The following is a 17353-nucleotide window of genomic DNA, read 5'->3' on the forward strand; positions in this document are numbered from 1 at the left end:
CCGTCCATTGGGCGGACCTCGTACGTGGTCGTAGGCTGACTGCATGTCGACCTTCGCCAAGCGTGAACGACTTCTCCTGGCCGACCTCTTGGAGGCCGAGGGCCCGGACGCCCCCACCCTCTGCGAGGGCTGGACGACCCGTGATCTCGCCGCGCACGTGGTGGTGCGCGAGCGCCGCCCCGACGCTGCCGCCGGCATCCTGATCAAGCCGCTCGCGCCACGCCTGGACAAGGCGATGGAGGAGTTCGCGGCGAAGCCGTACGAGGAGCTGATCCAGCTCATCCGCACCGGCCCGCCACGCTTCTCGCCCTTCCAGCTCAAGCAGATCGACGAGGCGTCGAACACGATCGAGTTCTACGTCCACACGGAGGACGTCCGCCGCGCCCAGCCGGACTGGACGCCGCGCGAACTCGACCCGGTGTTCCAGGACGCCCTCTGGTCGCGCCTGGAGCGCTCCGCCCGTCTGATGGGCCGCAGCGCACCCACGGGCCTGGTGCTGCGCCGCCCCGACGGCCAGACGGCGGTCGCCCACCGGGGCACGCCGGTCGTCACGGTGACCGGCGAGCCGTCGGAGCTGCTGATGTTCTCCTACGGCCGCCAGAGCGCCGCCAAGGTCGACCTGGACGGCGACAAGGACGCGATCGCCAAGCTGCATGAGGGCAAGCAGCTGGGGATCTGAGAGGTCACTTCGGGAGTTCGGCGCGGCGCAGACCGGGCACGCACAGGGCGATCACTCCGCCCAGCCCGCACACCGCCGCGCTGACCACGAAGACCGGGCCGGTGCCCCAAGCGCCGATGGCAGCGGCGGACAGGGGCATGCTGAGCGGCGCGAAACCGAGGCTGACCAGCCCGGAGACGGCGGTGACGCGGCCCAGGTAGGCGGCGTCGGCCTGGGTCTGCAGCAGGGCGCCGCACATGGCGCCGCTGAGCCCGGCGAGCAGTCCGATGAGCAGGGCGACCCCGACGGCGGCGACCACGCCGGGCACGAAGGCCAGGGCGCCGATCGCGACCGACCCGGCGAGGATCGTGCACCCCGCCACCTGCCCGGCGTGCGGCAGTCTTCCGCGTACGGTCAGCAGCAGGGACGCGGCACCCGCGCCGACGCCGAAACCGGCGAGCACCCAGCCCATCCCGGAGGCGCCCCAGCCCCGCTCGTCGGCGAGCAGCGTCAGACCGACGTTGAGCGGGCCGACGAACCCGAGGTCGCCGAGGGCGATGGCCAGCATCAGCGGAGCGAGCACCCGGTGGCGGCGGATGTAGCCGAGGCCGGCCACCAGATCGCGCCAGGCGGTGCCGCCCTGCGCGGCGGCCTTGTCGTCGGCGGGCAGCTCCCGCACCCGCACGGAGATCAGCAGCGGCACCGACACCGCGATGAGCAGCCCGGCGAGGCCGAACGCGGCCGCCGCACCCCCGACCGCGACCCCGAGACCGCCGAGCGGACCGCCGACGACGCTCGCGAAGCGGATCCCGAGGCCCCGCATGCCCTGCACGCGCGCGAGCTGGTCGCGTGTCGTCACGCGCGCGGGGAGCGCGCCCACCGCCGGCATGAACACGGCGTCGACGGTGCCGAAGACCAGGGCGAGCGCGGCCAGCGGCCACAGGCCGGGGGTGGTGGAGAACAGCAGCCCGGCCACCGCGAGGACGGCCGCGCACCGCACCACGTCGCTGCCGATGACGACCTTGCGCGGCCCGAGCCGGTCGGCGATCACTCCCCCGCCCAGCATCAGCAGCGCCCGCGGCACGGCGCTCACCGCCATGACCACTCCGGCCTGGGACGGCGAACCGGCCTGTACGGCCGCCCAGGACAGGGCGATGTAGTAGACGCTGTCGCCGATCATCGAGGAGGTGTAGGCGGCGAGCCAGCGCCGTACGTTGGGGTCGCGGTGGGCGGGGCGCTCCGCGACGGGCGTGGCCTCTGGGGCGGTGAGCGTCGAAGGCACGTCGGTCCTCTCAGGTCCGGAACGGGAAGGCGTACGTGTGCAGCGCGACGTTCTCGCGCCCCTCGGTGTCTCCTGCGGCGTCGGCGGCGCGGCCCTGCTCGTCGTACCGGCGGAGCAGGGCGAGCAACTCCTTGTTCAGCTCGGTCAGTTCGTCCGCCGTGAGACGCAGGTTGGACTCGGAGGACTCGGCCGCCCGGTTCCACTCGGGGCCCCAGTGGGCCCGCTCGTCGAGCCAGCGTCGGTACATGTCCGTGCGCTGCTCGGCGAAGAGCCTGCTCGCGGCCGTGTGCGCGGCCGCCTTCTCCGGGGCGTCGCGGAAGTCCTCGTCGCGGATGCTCACGCCGTCCGAGGCGGGCCGCCACCACCGCTCGCGGCCGTCCGCGCTCTGCGGCTCGGCCTCCTCGATGAGCCCGTGCTCGGCGAGCTTGCGCAGGTGGTAACTGACCAGTGAGACCGCCTCGTCGACCTGCTCGGCGAGCTGTGAGGCGGTGGCGACCCGGGCGATCGTCAGCCCTCGCAGAAGGTTCATCCGCAGCGGATGGGCGAGCGCCTTGAGGGTGCCCAGGTCCGTGATCCGGCGGTCTCTTTCGCTGCCTGCCATGTCCCCACCGTAGATACAAAAGGAAAGTTGCACAATATATTTTGCGCAATTTCCCTTTCGCGTCTGCCCACGAGAAAGCCCCGGCCGCTTCGAGCGCGACCGGGGCGCAGCCCGGTGTCAGGTGTCAGCGGACGGGGTGACCCGCCTCCCGCAACGCCTGCTTCACCTCGCCGATCCGCAGATCCCCGAAGTGGAACACGGAGGCCGCGAGCACCGCGTCCGCCCCCGCCTCGACGGCCGGAGCGAAGTCGGCGAGCTTGCCGGCGCCGCCGGACGCGATCACCGGAACCGTCACGTGCTTGCGTACGGCCTCGATCATCTCGATGTCGTAGCCGTCCTTCGTGCCGTCCGCGTCCATCGAGTTGAGCAGGATCTCGCCCGCGCCCAGCTCGGCGGCCCGGTGCGCCCACTCGACGGCGTCGATGCCGGTGCCCTTGCGGCCACCGTGGGTGGTGACCTCGAAGGTGCCCTCAGGAGTGCGCCGCGCGTCGACCGACAGCACCAGCACCTGCCGGCCGAAGCGCTCGGCGATCTCGCGGATCAGGTCGGGGCGGGCGATGGCGGCGGTGTTGACGCCCACCTTGTCCGCGCCCGCGCGCAGCAGCTTGTCCACGTCTTCGGCCGTGCGGACGCCGCCGCCGACCGTCAGCGGGATGAACACCTGCTCGGCCGTACGGCGCACCACGTCGTACGTGGTCTCGCGGTTGCCCGACGAGGCGGTGATGTCCAGGAACGTCAGCTCGTCGGCGCCCTCGGCGTCGTACACCTTGGCCATCTCGACGGGGTCGCCCGCGTCGCGCAGGTTCTGGAAGTTGACGCCCTTGACGACCCGGCCGTTGTCCACGTCCAGGCAGGGGATGACTCGTACGGCCAGGGTCATGACTGGGGTGCCTCTCGGTACGCCTCCACCTCGACCTCGACGACCAGGCTGGGGTCCACGAAGCCGGAGACGATGATCATGGATGTGGCGGGCCGGACGGAGTCGAACAGCTCCTTGTGAGCGCGTCCGACCTCGTCCACGTCCCGGGCGTGGGTGATGTACATGCGCGTACGTACGACGTCGTCGCGGCCGAGGCCCACCTGCTCCAACGCCGCGAACGCGACGCTGAAGGCGTTGACCGTCTGCTCGTACGGACCGCCTCCGGCGATCTGGCCGTCCACTATGGACGTACAGCCGGAGACCAGCACCAGACCGTTCGGTAGCTCGACCGCCCGGGAGTAGCCGAAGGCGTCCTCCCACGGCGCGCCCGTCGTGACGCGTCGTACGCCGCTCACTCGGCTACCGCCTCCAGGGCCTCTTCCAGGGTGAACGCCTTCGCGTACAGGGCCTTCCCGACGATGGAGCCCTCGACACCGAGCGGCACCAGCTCGGCGATGGCCCGCAGGTCGTCCAGGGAGGAGACGCCGCCGGAGGCGACGACCGGGCGGTCCGTCGCCGCGCAGACGTTGCGCAGCAGCTCCAGGTTCGGGCCCTGGAGCGTGCCGTCCTTGGCGATGTCCGTGACGACGTAGCGGGCGCAGCCCTCGTTGTTGAGGCGCTCCAGCGTCTCGTAGAGGTCGCCGCCGTCACGGGTCCAGCCGCGGCCGCGGAGCGTGGTGCCCCGTACGTCCAGGCCCACCGCGATCTTGTCGCCGTGCTCGGCGATGACCTTGGCGACCCACTTGGGGGTCTCCAGGGCGGCCGTACCGAGGTTCACGCGCGTGCAGCCGGTGGCGAGCGCGGCGGCCAGCGAGGCGTCGTCGCGGATGCCGCCGGACAGCTCGACCTTGATGTCCATCGCCTTCGCGACCTCGGCGATCAGCTCCCGGTTGTCGCCGGTGCCGAAGGCGGCGTCCAGGTCGACCAGGTGCAGCCACTCGGCGCCCGACCGCTGCCACGCCAGGGCGGCCTCCAGCGGGGAGCCGTAGGACGTCTCGGTGCCGGACTCGCCGTGCACGAGGCGGACGGCCTGGCCGTCACGGACGTCGACGGCGGGGAGGAGTTCGAGCTTGGCCATGTCTCTACAGGGTTCCGATCCAGTTGGTGAGCAGCTGCGCTCCGGCGTCGCCGGACTTCTCGGGGTGGAACTGCGTGGCCCACAGGGCGCCGTTCTCGACGGCGGCCACGAAGGGCTTGCCGTGCGTCGACCAGGTGACCATCGGGGCTGTCATCAGCGGGTTCTCGGTCTCCAGGGTCCAGTCGTGGACGGCGTAGGAGTGCACGAAGTAGAAGCGCGCGTCCGCGTCCAGGCCGGAGAACAGCTCGGTGCCGGGCGCCACGTCCACGGTGTTCCAGCCCATGTGGGGCACGATGTCGGCCTGGAGCGGCTCGACCGAGCCGGGCCACTCGCCGAGGCCCTCGGTCTCGACGCCGTGCTCGATGCCCCGCGCGAACAGGATCTGCATACCGACGCAGATGCCCATCACCGGGCGCCCACCGGACAGCCGCCGCTCGACGACCCAGTCGCCGCGCGCCTCCTTCAGGCCCTGCATACAGGCCGCGAAGGCGCCGACGCCGGGCACCAGCAGGCCGTCGGCGTTCATGGCTTTGTCGAAGTCGCGGGTGATCTCGACGTCGGCTCCCGCGCGCGCGAGGGCGCGTTCGGCGGAGCGGACGTTGCCGAAGCCGTAGTCGAAGACGACGACCTTCTTCGAGACGGTGCTCATCAGTTCCACACCTCCAGCCTCAGGATGCCCGCGACGAGACACATCGAGGCGCCGATCGAGAGCAGCACGATCAGGCTTCTCGGCATCTGCTGCTTCGCGAAGGAGATGATCCCGCCGACGAGGAAGAGGCCGACGACGATCAGGACCGTGGAAAGGCCGTTCACAGCGCGCCCTTCGTGGAGGGCAGGATGCCGGCCGCGCGCGGGTCGCGCTCGGACGCGTACCGCAGGGCCCGGGCCAGCGCCTTGAACTGGCACTCCACGATGTGGTGGGCGTTGCGCCCGTACGGCACGTGCACGTGCAGCGCGATCTGGGCCTGGGCGACGAAGGACTCCAGGATGTGCCGGGTCATCGTCGTGTCGTACTCGCCGATCATCGGCGCCATCTTCTCGGGCTCGGTGTGCACGAGGTACGGGCGGCCGGACAGGTCGACGGTGACCTGGGCGAGGGACTCGTCCAGCGGGACCGTGCAGTTGCCGAAGCGGTAGATCCCCACCTTGTCGCCGAGCGCCTGCTTGAAGGCGGCGCCCAGCGCGAGGGCGGTGTCCTCGATGGTGTGGTGCGAGTCGATGTGCAGGTCGCCCTCGGTCTTGACCGTGAGGTCGAACAGGCCGTGGCGGCCGAGCTGGTCGAGCATGTGGTCGTAGAACCCGACACCGGTCGACACATCGACTTTCCCGGACCCGTCGAGGTCGATCTCGACGAGGACCGAGGTCTCCTTCGTCACCCGCTCTATGCGGCCTACGCGGCTCATGCGCTCTGCTCCTTCGGGGGCGTGGGGACGTCCCCCACAAGACACTGCAACTCACGGACCGCGTCGAGGAACGCGTCGTTCTCTTCGGGGGTTCCCGCGGTCACGCGCAGCCAGCCCGGCACGCCGTTGTCCCGGACCAGGACGCCCCGGTCGAGGATCTTCTGCCAGACGGCGTGGCTGTCGTCGAAACGCCCGAACTGTACGAAGTTGGCGTCCGACGCGGTCACCTCGTAGCCGATCGCCAGCAGCTCGGTGACCAGCCGGTCCCGCTCCGCCTTCAGCTGCTCGACGTACTTCAGCAGCGTGTCGGTGTGCTCCAGGGCGGCCAGGGCGGTCGCCTGGGTGACGGCCGAGAGGTGGTACGGCAGCCGTACGAGCTGGACGGCGTCCACGACCGCCGGGTGCGCGGCGAGATAGCCGAGGCGCAGGCCGGCCGCGCCGAAGGCCTTCGACATCGTCCGGGAGACGACGAGATTCGGCCGGCCTTCGATCAGCGGCAGCAGCGAGTCGCCGTGGCTGAACTCGATGTACGCCTCGTCGACCACGACCATCGACGGCTTGGCCGCCTGCGCGGCCTCGTACAGCGCGAGGACGGTCTCCGGCGGGACCGCGGTGCCCGTGGGGTTGTTGGGCGTGGTGATGAACACGATGTCCGGCCGGTGCTCGGCGATAGCCTTCTCGGCGGCGGCGAGGTCGATGGTGAAGTCCTCGTTGCGCGGGCCGGAGATCCAGCCCGTGCCGGTGCCGCGCGAGATGAGGCCGTGCATCGAGTACGACGGCTCGAAGCCGATGGCCGTACGGCCCGGTCCGCCGAAGGTCTGCAGCAGCTGCTGGATGACCTCGTTGGAGCCGTTGGCGGCCCAGACGTTGGCCAGACCGACCTCGTGGCCGGAGGTGTCGGTGAGGTACTTGGCGAGCTGGGTGCGCAGCTCGACCGCGTCCCGGTCCGGGTAGCGGTTGAGGTTCCGGGCCGCCTCGCGCACCCGCTCGGCGATCCGCTCGACCAGCGGCTCGGGCAGCGGGTAGGGGTTCTCGTTGGTGTTCAGCCGTACGGGTACGTCGAGTTGGGGCGCGCCATAAGGGGACTTGCCGCGCAGCTCGTCCCGTACGGGGAGATCGTCGATTCCGAAGTTCACTTGCTCGTCGGTACCTTCCACCCGAACCTTGCCTTGATCGCCGCGCCGTGCGCGGGCAGGTCCTCCGCCTCCGCCAGCGTGACCACGTGATGCGCCACGTCCGCCAGCGCGTCCTTCGTGTAGTCGACGATGTGGATGCCGCGCAGGAAGGACTGGACGGACAGGCCGGAGGAGTGGCAGGCGCAGCCGCCGGTCGGCAGCACGTGGTTGGACCCGGCGGCGTAGTCGCCGAGTGAGACCGGCGCCCATGGGCCGATGAAGATCGCGCCGGCGTTGCGCACCCGGTCGGCCACGGCGGCCGCGTCGGCCGTCTGGATCTCCAGGTGCTCGGCGCCGTACGCGTCGACGACCCTGAGCCCCTCGTCGACCCCGTCGACCAGGACGATCGCGGACTGCCTGCCCCCCAGGGCCGGGACGATCCGGTCGTCGATGTGCTTGCTGGCCGCGACCTGCGGCTCCAGCTCCTTCTCCACCGCGTCCGCGAGTTCGACGGAGTCGGTGACGAGGACGGCGGCGGCGAGCGGGTCGTGCTCGGCCTGGCTGATCAGGTCGGCGGCGACATGCACCGGGTCGGCGGTGGAGTCGGCCAGGATCGCGATCTCGGTCGGGCCCGCCTCGGCGTCGATGCCGATCTTGCCGGTGAAGTAGCGCTTGGCGGCGGCGACCCAGATGTTGCCGGGGCCGGTGACCATGTTGGCGGGCGGGCAGGACTCGGTGCCGTACGCGAACATAGCGACGGCCGTGGCGCCGCCGGCGGCGTACACCTCGTCGACGCCGAGCAGCGCGCACGCGGCGAGGATCGTCGGGTGCGGCAGACCGCCGAACTCGGCCTGGGCAGGTGAGGCGAGGGCGATCGACTCGACGCCGGCCTCCTGGGCCGGGACGACGTTCATGATCACGGACGACGGGTAGACCGACCGGCCACCGGGCGCGTAGAGCCCGACCCGGTCGACCGGCACCCACTTCTCGGTGACCGAGCCGCCGGGCACGACCTGCGTGGTGTGCGTCGTACGGCGCTGCTCGCGGTGGACGAGACGGGCGCGGCGGATGGACTCCTCCAGTGCCGCGCGCACGGCGGGGTCGAGCTCCGCGAGGGCCTTTTCCAAAGCCTCCGCCGGGACCCGCACCGACTCCAGGCGCACCCCGTCGAACTTCTCCGCGAAGTCGATCAGCGCCGCGTCGCCCCGATGATGCACGGCCTCGCAGATCGGACGCACCTTCTCCAGGGCGGCCTGAACGTCGAAGTCGGCTCGGGGCAGCAGGTCGCGCAGGGCGGGGCCCTCGGGAAGGGCGTCGCCGCGCAGATCGATTCGGGAGATCACGGGCTCAATTCTCTCAGACCAGGGTTCGGCGTCGTTCGCGCGTATCAATGGCTGATACAGATCCCTCCGAAGATCCCACGGGAACCCGGAAGATCATCGTCACGTCTGGCGTTCGTGGTGTCACTCAGCGGGCATGAACAGTTGTACGAACCCATGAGTAGATGAGGGGGATGGGCGAAACGTGACCGAAGGTGCCGGCCTCCGTGACGGAGACCTGCCGGACGACCTGCCGAACGACCTGACCGCCGCCGAACTCGGCATGTGGCAGGCCTTCCGCAACGGCAGCGTGTACGACCTGAGCAGCGGCGACACGGTCGTCGACGATCCGCACGGCGGGCATCCCTGGGGAGACGAGCGGACGGTACGCGCGCGGATCATCTGCTGGCTGCTGCTGGACGGACCGCCCGCCCTCGCGGGCCGGGTGTCGTCGCTGAAGCTCGTCGGCGTGCGGATCAGCGACACGATGGACCTCGCGGGCGGCACGGTGGTGCCGTACGTGGAGATGCGCGGCTGCCGCTTCGACCAGGAGATCCGGCTGCCGGAGGCCCGCTTCACGACCGTGCGGCTGGTGGACTGTGCGGTGCCGCGGCTGGAGGCGGCCCGGGTGCACACCGAGGGTGACCTGCATCTGCCGCGCTGCCGCTTCCAGGGCGGCATCCGGCTCACCGACGCGCAGATCGGCACGGATCTGCTGCTCAACCAGGCGATCGTCTACCGCGACCGCAGCGGCCGCTCGATCGCCGCGGACGGCATCAGCGTCGGCCAGGACCTGCAGGCCGAGATGCTGGAGTCGCACGGCGAGCTGAGTCTGCGCGGCGCCACCATCGGCGTGTCGCTGAGCCTGCGGGGCGCGCGGCTGGTCAACCCGTACACCCGGCTCGCGCTGAACGCCCCCCAGCTGACCGTCGGGCGCACGCTGTATCTGACCCCGGCGGGCGTCGGCAGTCCACTGCTGAGCGGCCGTACACCCGCGCGCGGGACGCGCATCCAGCGGTTCGCGTGCCAGGGCGGCGTCCGGCTGGACGACGGGCGGTTCGGGGACGCGGTCGACCTGGAGCGGGCCCGGTTCACCTTCAGCGACGAGCAGGAACTGTCCCTGCGCCGCATCCAGACGCCCGAGCTGCGCTTCCTCGGGGAGCGGCCGGAACGCGGCCGGGTGGTGCTGTCGGGGGCGCGGGTCGTCAACCTGATGGACCGGGCCGACGCCTGGCCGGGCCCAGGTCTGCTGCACATGGGCGGCTTCAGCTACGAGAACCTCGTGCCGCGCGGCCCGTTCCCGCTGGAGCGACGGCTGGAGTGGGTGGCCGCCGCGACCGCCGAGTACAACCCGGAGCCGTACGAGCGACTGGCCGCCGTTTTGCGCAACGGCGGTGAGGACGAGGACGCGCGCGAGGTGCTGCTCGCCAAGCAGCGCCGGCGCCGCGAGACGCTGCCGCCCGCGGCCAAGCTGTGGGGGTACGCGCAGGACTGGATGGTCGCCTACGGCTATCGGCCGGGCCGCGCCGCGGTGTGGATGGCGGTGCTGTGGGCGGCGAGTTCGGTGGCCTTCGCCTACGCCGACCATCCCCCGATCAAGGGCAGCGAGCATCCGACGTGGAATCCGGCCCTGTTCGCCCTCGACCTGCTGCTTCCGGTCATCGACCTGGGCCAGGTCGGCTTCTGGCAGCTGAGCGGCGGCTGGCAGTGGCTGGCCGCGGCGATGATCCTGCTGGGCTGGATCCTGGCCACGACGGTGGCGGCGGGGGCGACACGAACGCTGCGGCGGAGCTGACCCGCCACGCGAACGCGTACAACCATCACCGCTCGCGGGTCGTCTCTAGACCGCAACCATTAAATTGAGCAACCACAACGGCGAGAACTCGGTCCGCGAGAGCGGCGCCGGTTTAGGCGCAAAAGGGTGTCACCATGGCTCTGCCGCTCCCGTTCGGCCGCGCGTCCCGGCCGGCAAGGACCGTAGAACACCCCGCCGTCGGTCTCCCCGCCGACGCCGAGGTGCTCCTCGACGCGCCCGACGACCGCCTCGGACCCGCGCTGGTCGCGGCCGGGCGGGGCGCGTACGAGGCCGCCGCCGAGTTGCTCGGCGCCACCCGGCTGAACGCGCAGTGGGAGTACCGCGACGGGTACGCGCTGCGCCTGGCCGCCTTCGCACGCTCACGGCCGGAGTGGCTGGAGGCCTGGTCCGCGGCCGCCCCGAACGATCCGGACGCGCTGCTGGTCCGGGCCCAGCTGGCGGTGGACCGCGCCTGGCAGTCCCCTGCCCGGGCCGAGCTGCTGCGCGGGGTGAGCCCGCTGATCACCGCCGCCGCCCGCGCCGACGCCCGCGACCCGGTGCCGTGGCGGATCGCACTGGACCACGCGCGCGGCTCACGCGCCGGGCACACGTACTTCGGAGAGCTGTGGGAGGCGGCACTGCGCCGCGCCCCGCTCCACTACGGCTGCCATGTCGCCGCCCTGCGCTACCTCGCCTCGTCCTGGCACGGCTCCCACCGGGAGTGCCTGGACTTCGCCGACCGGGCCGCGCAGGACGCCCCGGCCGACTCCCTCGTGCAGGCGCTGCCGACCCGGGCCGTCCTCGCCTACCTGAACGACGGCTGCGGCCCGGGCGTGTCGCCGGATCGACTGGACGCGGCGGCCGACCGGGCGATCGCGCTCTCCGCCCGGTTCCCGGCCGCCGATCTCTGGCCCGCCGCGATCCGCAACAAGCTGACGTACGTCCTGGTACAGCTGGGCCGCTGGGAGGACGCCCTGGAGCAACTGCGCCTGATCGGCCCGTACGCCACCTCCTTCCCGTGGAGCCGGTTGTCGGACGATCCGCTGGGCCGGTTCCTGGAGGTGCGCGACGAAGTACGGCAGCGGACGACCTCCGCTCCGCCCCGGAGCGGGGGCGCCGGTCATCCACGAAGTGGGCACGCCGGACGCGTTCACTCCGGCGACCACTAGGCTTTGGCGCCGTGACCGTCCGCCTTCCGCTCTTCCCCCTGAACTCGGTGCTGTTCCCGGGGCTCGTGCTGCCGCTGAACGTCTTCGAGGAGCGCTATCGCGCCATGATGCGCGATCTGCTGAAGACCCCCGAGGAGGAACCGCGCCGTTTCGCCGTCGTGGCGATCCGTGACGGCCACGAGGTGGCCCAGAGCGCCCCCGGCATGCCGGACCCCACGTCCATCCCCGAGCGCGGCCCCGCGGCGGGCTTCGGCGCCGACCCGATCAAGGCCTTCCACGGGGTGGGCTGTGTGGCCGACGCTGCGACGATCCGGGAGCGGGCCGACGGCACCTTCGAGGTGCTGGCGACGGGAACGACGCGGGTACGCCTGCTCTCGGTGGACGCCTCGGGCCCGTTCCTGACGGCGGAGCTGGAGGAACTGCCGGAGGAGCCGGGCGACGAGGCGGGAGCCCTGGCCGAAGGGGTGCTGCGCGCGTTCCGCCAGTACCAGAAGCGCCTGGCGGGCGCCCGTGAACGCTCCCTGTCCACCACGGCCGAGCTCCCGGACCAGCCCTCGGTCGTCTCCTACCTGGTGGCGGCCGCGATGATGCTGGACACCCCGACGAAGCAGCGCCTGCTTCAGGCTCCGGACACCGCGTCCCGCCTGCGCGACGAACTGAAACTCCTTCGCTCCGAGACCTCGATCATCCGTACGCTGCCGTCACTGCCGGCGTCGGACCTGACGCGCGGCCCGACGAGCCTCAACTGACGCACGCACACTGGGGAACCCGGCCACATGGCGAAGAAGTCGAAGAAGAACCAGCAACAAGCGGGCGGCACCCCCGCGACAGTGGCGCTGTCGGCCGCGGGCGTCGCCTACACGATCCACGCCTACGACCACGACCCCTCCCACCCGTCCTACGGCGAGGAGGCGGCGCAGGCCATGGGCGTCTCCCCGGACCGTGTCTTCAAGACACTCGTGGCAGACGTGGACGGCACCCTCACTGTGGCGGTCGTCCCGGTGGCGGGCCAGCTGGACCTCAAGGCCCTGGCGGCGGCTGTCGGCGGCAAGCGCGCCGCAATGGCCGACCCCGCCCTGGCCGAACGCACCACGGGCTACGTCCGGGGCGGCATCTCCCCCTTGGGCCAGCGCAAGAAACTCCCGACCGTCCTGGACGCCTCGGCCTCCACCCACCCCACGATCTGCATCTCGGCGGGCCGCCGCGGCCTGGAGGTCGAACTCACCCCCGACGACCTCACCAAGCTCACGAACGCGACCCTGGCCCCCATCGGGCGTGCGTGACCCCTCGACGAACCCGGTCTCCTCGGTTAAGTACGAGGGACATGTCGAAGAAAACACGAAAACGCAAGTGGCGCACCAAGAAGGGCCGCTCGAACCACGGCAGCCGCCCGGCATAGAGACCGAGCTTTCACCCGCCACCAACGGGGCTGCACTTCTGGACGCCGGCCCAGTCAATTCAGCCCGTCCGGCGTTCGAGGACGAGCTCCGCCATCCCGATCCCCCACCCACCCGCAGGGGGCTTCACCTCTCGACGCCGTCCCGGCATTTCCGCCCGTCCGGGGCTTCGCTTCTGGACGCCGGCCCAGTCAATTCAGCCCGTCCGGCGTTTGAGGACGAGGCCCCTTCAGGGCCGAAGCGGGGGTCTGGGGGCCGCAGGCCCCCAGGGAGCGGGGTCGAAGGGGCGGCAGCCCCTGGAGGACGGGAAGGGTAGGGGCGGCGGGGGCGAAAACCCTCGGCGCAACCACCCACCCACCGAAGCCCTACGCCGGCGGCGCCCCATACGGCCCCGCCCCCGCCCCCGGCTGCTGATGCGCCTCCGGAAGCTGCAGATACGGCTCCACATCCCGAGGCCCGAACAACGCCGTCAACCCGAGATGCACCACCAACGCCGCCAACGGCCACGCCAGCCACGCCCCCTTGGCCCCCAGCTTCAGCGGCGCCGAGAACGTAACCCCCTTGCCCACTTCCTTCGCATGGGCGATCACATCCTCCGCAGGCCCGAGCCACACCCCGACCCGCCAGGCCAGCAACGACCCGAGAAACCCCCCGACGGCCAGCGCCACCACCAGCGGCACACCCCCACGCCGCCGCCAGAGAAAGACGGCAACCGCACTCACCAGCCCGAACGTCAGCGCGAGCAGAGTGAACGTTCCGTCCACCCCGACCGCCTGCTCCCCCTCGGTGTCGTTGAAGTAGACGACCCAGCTCTTGTCGACGACGTCCCCGACCAGCGGCACGCTCGGTGCCAGCCACCACCACAGCACCCCGAGCAGCGCTCCGAAGAGCGCCACCACCACCGCGACCACGGCGGCCTCTCGCACTTCGGTCTTCATCCCAGGACCGTCCTGTTCGTACGAGCCATATATGCCGTACGCGCCGTGAGAGTCATGTGGACCTTGTGGGCCGTGTGGACCTTGTGGGCCGTGTGGGCCGTGTGGGCCATGCGCCCCGGGCGGGGCCCCGTACACGGCACCACGCGGCGCGGAACCCGCGTGCCCGGCGGCGGGCGGCGGCCACCCGTTGTTCGGGGACTGGTCACGCGGCGGGGGTGGAGGAGTCAGCGGAGCGGTCACCCTGCCATCGTGCCAGGCCGACCTGTGCGGCGCGTCACCGGACGGCAGCCCGGCGGTACGCCCAGGTGGCGACGGCCAGCGAGACGACGCCCACCATCCCGCACACGGCGAGGTCACCGAGCACGAAGGCCCAGTCGGGGTGCGGTCCGAAGGTCCGCGCAAAAGCCTCCACGCCGTACGTCGACGGCAGCAGATCCCGCGCGAACCGCACCACCTCCGGCATCCGGTCGGCCGGCAGCACCCCCAGCAGCAGCGCCGCGGACATCCCCAACTGCCCGAGCAGCGTGGCCAGTTCGGGTCGCGGCGCGAGCAGCCCGAGCGCCGCCCCGAGCCCGGCGAGCGCGGCCCCGGCCAACGGGATCACCGCGACGAGCACCCACAGATGCGCCACCGGCAACCCGAACAGCACGCACCCGAAGAGCGCCGTCACCACGGTCCCCGGCACGGTGAAGGACGCGTACGCCCCCGCCGCCCCGAGCACCACGGCGGCGGGCGGCACCGGCAGCGTGGCGTAGTGGTCGAGCCCGCCGCTGGCCCGCAGCTGTCCGAAGTACTGCGCGAGCAGGTTCAGCGCGACGAAGGCGACCACGAGCACCGCCGACCCGGCCACCACGGCCTGCGCCTCGGCCCCGCCGTCCACGACCCCACGCATCAGGATCATGATCCCGATCGACTGGAAGGTCGCGACGAACAGCAGCGGGATGCGCGCGACCCGGGCCCGGGACAGCTGCGCCCGGTACACGGCGCACAGCGCCGGCCACAGCCGCGCGCGCGGCCCGAGCTCGGCCGCGGCCGGACGGTCCGTCTCGTCCACGGCCAGGGCGCTGCCCGGCAGAACCTCGGCGGGTACGACACTCACGTGGCGCTGCTCCCTTTCACACGGGCGTTCACTGGGGAGGTGGCCCTGTTCCGTACGGATACGACGCTGTACGTACTCAAGGCGGCGAGTACGTTCCGCGTGTCCGAGCCGGCTACGCCGCTTTGTACGCCGAAGCCGACCACGGCAGCCTGCGCGCTCATGCCTTCACCAGCCCCTGCTGTGCGGCCCCGCCCAGTGCCAGGTACACGTCCTCCAGGCTGGGCGTGGCGAGCGTGAAGTCGTCCAGCGCGGCGAACGCGGCCCCGCCGGTGACGGTGGCGACCACCGCGCGGGCCTCCTCGGGGGCGAGCCGCAGCGTCCAGCGGCGCCCGGACTCCACGACCCGGTCCTGCAGCGCGGCGACCTCGGGCACGTCCAGGGGCGCCCGGTCCCGCCACAGCAGCTCGACGCGTACCTCGCCCGCGACCCGCTCCTTGAGCCCGGACGGTGTGTCACAGGCGATCACGCTGCCCCGGTCGAGCACCGCGACCCGGTCGAGCACGGTCTCGGCCTCGATGACGTTGTGGGTGACGAGCAGCACGGTCGTACCGCGCTCGGCCCGCCGCCGGTCCACGGCCGACCACACGGCTCGCCGCGCCACCGGGTCCATCGCGGTCGTCGGCTCGTCGAGCACGAGCAGCGGCCGCTCCCCCACCAGCGTGGCGGCGAAGCAGGCCAGTCGGCGCTGTCCGCCGGACAGCTTCTTGATCGGCCGCCCGGCGAGCGGCCCGAGGCCCAGCTCGTCGAGTACGGCGTCCCGCTCGGCCCGCGCCTGGCGCACGTCCAGGCCGCGCAGCCGCCCGGTCGTCTCGGCGGCGAGGGACACGGTCAGCTCGTCGAGGGCGGTCGACTCCTGCCCGAGGTAGGCGAGGATGCGTGCGGCCCGCTCCGGATGCCGCACGATGTCGTGCCCGAGGATCTCCACGCTGCCGGTGTCGGGCCGCATCAGCCCGGTGAGCTGTCGTACGAGGGTGGTCTTGCCGGCGCCGTTCGGGCCGAGCAGCCCGAAGATCTCGCCGCGCCGGATGTCCAGCCGTACGTCGTCGGTGGCCCGCACCTCGGGCGTTCCGGGCGCCCCGCGCCGCGCTCGTACGGCCGGATAGGTCTTGGTCAGCCCGCGCACGGCACACACGACATCCCCACCGTGCCGAAGTGCCTGTCCCACGCGCGTACTCACAAGGGACGAGCCTAAGGGGTCCGGGCCCCGCTTCCGTCCTCGGGTCGGCCACTCGACACAAACCACCAGCTCGCCGTAAGAAATCCGCCGCTGACCCCAAATCCGCCGCAACGGCACTCAACCCCGACGACGCGTCCCGGCGGCGCCGAGCTCACCTACTCGAGCCTGCGTCATTCGCCCGCAGGCGCGTGCTCCGCCGCCGTCCGCACATCGATCTCCCGCCAGAACCCGGCCCGGATCGCGTACCGATCATGCTCGTCGATCTGGTCGTCCTTGTGCGCGAGCAACCCGAACCGAGCGGCGTACCGCAGCAGTTCCCCGTCGATCCGATGCGGAATGCGTGGATACATCCCGGACAGCTTCTGCAGATGGCTCTGCTCCCCCAGCCGCTCCATCCACCGCCGCGCGAAGACCTGCCCCACCTCGTACGGATCGCCGCCGACCGTGGTGATGTCCTCCTCCCGGTCGGCCCACCGCTGCTCCGCCGTGGTCAGCTGTGCGAGCGTCGGCATCGAGGCGGCGTCGGCCGACTCGGTCGCGACGCCGGGCCGGTCGACCCACCCCTTGTCGGAGGACCAGCGCAGCGTCGCGCTCGCCGGGGGCTGGGTCGGCTGGACGCCGGGTGCGCGCAGGGCGGCGAGGTCCTTCGGCGTGGGCACGCCCTTGGGCGCCGGCACCCGCTCCTGCGCGCCGTTCTCCGAGGCGGCGGCCGCCTGCGCGTGCTCGCCCTCCTCGGCGGGCCGCTCGGCCCGCGCGCCGAGCGCGGAGTCGGGCAGCGGCGCGGACAGGATCGCGGCGATCTCGGGCCGGGGCACGGGCGGCGGCGCGCAGACTCCGGTGAGCTCCTTGGCGCGTACGGCCTTGGTGATCCACGTACGGTCGAGCACGCGCCGTTCGTCGGCCTCGGCGACCAGGTCCTCGGACTGGTTGTAGTCACCGTCGGCCGCCTGCACCGCCCACAGGTGTACGGCGACGCCGTGCTCCTTGGCGGCCATCATGCCCGGCAGCAGATCACCGTCGCCGGTCACCAGCACCACGTCCGAGCAGGCGCGGTTGCGGGCCAGCTCGGTGAGCTCGGCGTGCATCGCGGCGTCCACGCCCTTCTGGGCCCAGCGGCCGTCGCTTCGGGTCAGGGCGCCGAGGCGGACGGTGACCCGGGGCATCACACGCAGCCTGCGGTGCTCGGGCTGCGGGACGCGGTCGGGGGCGCCGTCGAACCAGTAGATGCGCAGCAGGGGCTGCTGCGTGTCGGACTCGGCGCGTTCGCGCAGGCCCTGGATGAGGGCGGCGTGGTCGACGGTGATCCGGGACCGGGAGGGCTCCCCGGCGAGGAGGCTCGCGGCGGCCCCCAGCAGATACCCGGCGTCCACCAGGACGATGCAGCGGTCCACGCGACTCACCCT

General features: G+C 71.9%; 19 protein-coding genes. 5 read left to right on the forward strand and 14 right to left on the reverse strand.

Features of this window, described 5'->3' with window-relative positions; all coding sequences use genetic code 11:
* Positions 1–43 precede the first annotated feature (43 nt).
* The gene (locus EHO50_RS07930) at positions 44–679 is read left to right on the forward strand and encodes a TIGR03085 family metal-binding protein (protein WP_128429150.1); all 636 of its coding nucleotides are present in this window, start codon (positions 44–46) and stop codon (positions 677–679) included.
* Positions 680–683: 4 nt separating this feature from the next.
* On the opposite strand, the gene EHO50_RS07935 is transcribed toward EHO50_RS07930, so the two are convergent.
* The 10 genes from EHO50_RS07935 to hisD all read right to left on the reverse strand — a co-directional run bounded on the left by EHO50_RS07935 (position 684) and on the right by hisD (position 8399).
* A complete protein-coding gene (locus EHO50_RS07935; protein ID WP_128429151.1) occupies positions 684–1940 on the reverse strand; it encodes an MFS transporter in 1257 nt (418 codons plus the stop codon).
* A 10-nt stretch (positions 1941–1950) separates the two neighbouring features.
* Positions 1951–2541 carry an ArsR/SmtB family transcription factor gene (locus tag EHO50_RS07940; protein ID WP_128429152.1) on the reverse strand — a complete coding sequence of 197 codons (591 nt, stop codon included), beginning with the start codon at positions 2539–2541 and terminating at the stop codon, positions 1951–1953.
* Positions 2542–2665: 124 nt separating this feature from the next.
* Positions 2666–3421 (reverse strand): imidazole glycerol phosphate synthase subunit HisF, encoded by a 756-nt coding sequence (gene hisF, locus EHO50_RS07945; protein ID WP_128429153.1) that lies wholly within the window; start codon positions 3419–3421, stop codon positions 2666–2668.
* The gene (locus EHO50_RS07950; protein WP_128429154.1) at positions 3418–3816 is read right to left on the reverse strand and encodes a RidA family protein; all 399 of its coding nucleotides are present in this window, start codon (positions 3814–3816) and stop codon (positions 3418–3420) included. Before EHO50_RS07950 ends, hisF begins: the two co-directional genes overlap by 4 nt.
* On the reverse strand, positions 3813–4538 hold the full coding sequence (gene priA, locus EHO50_RS07955; protein WP_128429155.1) for a bifunctional 1-(5-phosphoribosyl)-5-((5-phosphoribosylamino)methylideneamino)imidazole-4-carboxamide isomerase/phosphoribosylanthranilate isomerase PriA: 726 nt from the start codon (positions 4536–4538) through the stop codon (positions 3813–3815). The genes EHO50_RS07950 and priA overlap by 4 nt, the downstream gene beginning before the upstream one ends.
* Before the next feature lie 4 nt (positions 4539–4542).
* Positions 4543–5187: an imidazole glycerol phosphate synthase subunit HisH gene (gene hisH / locus EHO50_RS07960; RefSeq protein WP_128429156.1), complete on the reverse strand. Its 645-nt coding sequence runs from the start codon at positions 5185–5187 to the stop codon at positions 4543–4545.
* Positions 5187–5351, reverse strand: coding sequence for a hypothetical protein (locus tag EHO50_RS43920; RefSeq protein WP_164904784.1), 165 nt, complete (start codon positions 5349–5351; stop codon positions 5187–5189). Before EHO50_RS43920 ends, hisH begins: the two co-directional genes overlap by 1 nt.
* On the reverse strand, positions 5348–5941 hold the full coding sequence (gene hisB, locus EHO50_RS07965; protein ID WP_026246354.1) for an imidazoleglycerol-phosphate dehydratase HisB: 594 nt from the start codon (positions 5939–5941) through the stop codon (positions 5348–5350). Before hisB ends, EHO50_RS43920 begins: the two co-directional genes overlap by 4 nt.
* Complete coding sequence (locus EHO50_RS07970) at positions 5938–7077, reverse strand: histidinol-phosphate transaminase (protein ID WP_128429157.1); 1140 nt, start codon at positions 7075–7077, stop codon at positions 5938–5940. Before EHO50_RS07970 ends, hisB begins: the two co-directional genes overlap by 4 nt.
* On the reverse strand, positions 7074–8399 hold the full coding sequence (hisD, locus tag EHO50_RS07975; protein ID WP_128429158.1) for a histidinol dehydrogenase: 1326 nt from the start codon (positions 8397–8399) through the stop codon (positions 7074–7076). Before hisD ends, EHO50_RS07970 begins: the two co-directional genes overlap by 4 nt.
* A 181-nt stretch (positions 8400–8580) precedes the next feature.
* On the opposite strand from hisD, the gene EHO50_RS07980 reads away from it, so the two are divergent.
* From EHO50_RS07980 to ybaK, 4 genes are all read left to right on the forward strand, one after another.
* Positions 8581–10170, forward strand: coding sequence for an oxidoreductase (locus EHO50_RS07980; protein ID WP_128429159.1), 1590 nt, complete (start codon positions 8581–8583; stop codon positions 10168–10170).
* Between the two features lie 134 nt (positions 10171–10304).
* The gene (locus EHO50_RS07985) at positions 10305–11339 is read left to right on the forward strand and encodes a hypothetical protein (RefSeq protein WP_128429160.1); all 1035 of its coding nucleotides are present in this window, start codon (positions 10305–10307) and stop codon (positions 11337–11339) included.
* An 11-nt stretch (positions 11340–11350) separates the two neighbouring features.
* The gene (locus EHO50_RS07990; protein ID WP_128429161.1) at positions 11351–12088 is read left to right on the forward strand and encodes an LON peptidase substrate-binding domain-containing protein; all 738 of its coding nucleotides are present in this window, start codon (positions 11351–11353) and stop codon (positions 12086–12088) included.
* Between the two features lie 27 nt (positions 12089–12115).
* Complete coding sequence (gene ybaK / locus EHO50_RS07995; protein ID WP_128429162.1) at positions 12116–12622, forward strand: Cys-tRNA(Pro) deacylase; 507 nt, start codon at positions 12116–12118, stop codon at positions 12620–12622.
* A gap of 479 nt (positions 12623–13101) precedes the next feature.
* Here ybaK and EHO50_RS08000 read toward each other — a convergent pair whose 3' ends face one another.
* The 4 genes from EHO50_RS08000 to EHO50_RS08015 form a co-directional block, all read right to left on the reverse strand.
* Complete coding sequence (locus EHO50_RS08000; RefSeq protein WP_128429163.1) at positions 13102–13914, reverse strand: DUF2567 domain-containing protein; 813 nt, start codon at positions 13912–13914, stop codon at positions 13102–13104.
* A gap of 34 nt (positions 13915–13948) precedes the next feature.
* The gene (locus EHO50_RS08005; RefSeq protein WP_128429164.1) at positions 13949–14773 is read right to left on the reverse strand and encodes an ABC transporter permease; all 825 of its coding nucleotides are present in this window, start codon (positions 14771–14773) and stop codon (positions 13949–13951) included.
* 157 nt (positions 14774–14930) lie between these two features.
* Positions 14931–15905 carry an ABC transporter ATP-binding protein gene (locus tag EHO50_RS08010; protein WP_128429270.1) on the reverse strand — a complete coding sequence of 325 codons (975 nt, stop codon included), beginning with the start codon at positions 15903–15905 and terminating at the stop codon, positions 14931–14933.
* A 215-nt stretch (positions 15906–16120) separates the two neighbouring features.
* Positions 16121–17341, reverse strand: coding sequence for an NYN domain-containing protein (locus tag EHO50_RS08015; protein WP_128429165.1), 1221 nt, complete (start codon positions 17339–17341; stop codon positions 16121–16123).
* Between the last annotated feature and the right edge of the window lie 12 nt (positions 17342–17353).

Source organism: Streptomyces cyaneus, from assembly GCF_004028635.1.
Classification (GTDB): domain Bacteria; phylum Actinomycetota; class Actinomycetes; order Streptomycetales; family Streptomycetaceae; genus Streptomyces; species Streptomyces cyaneus.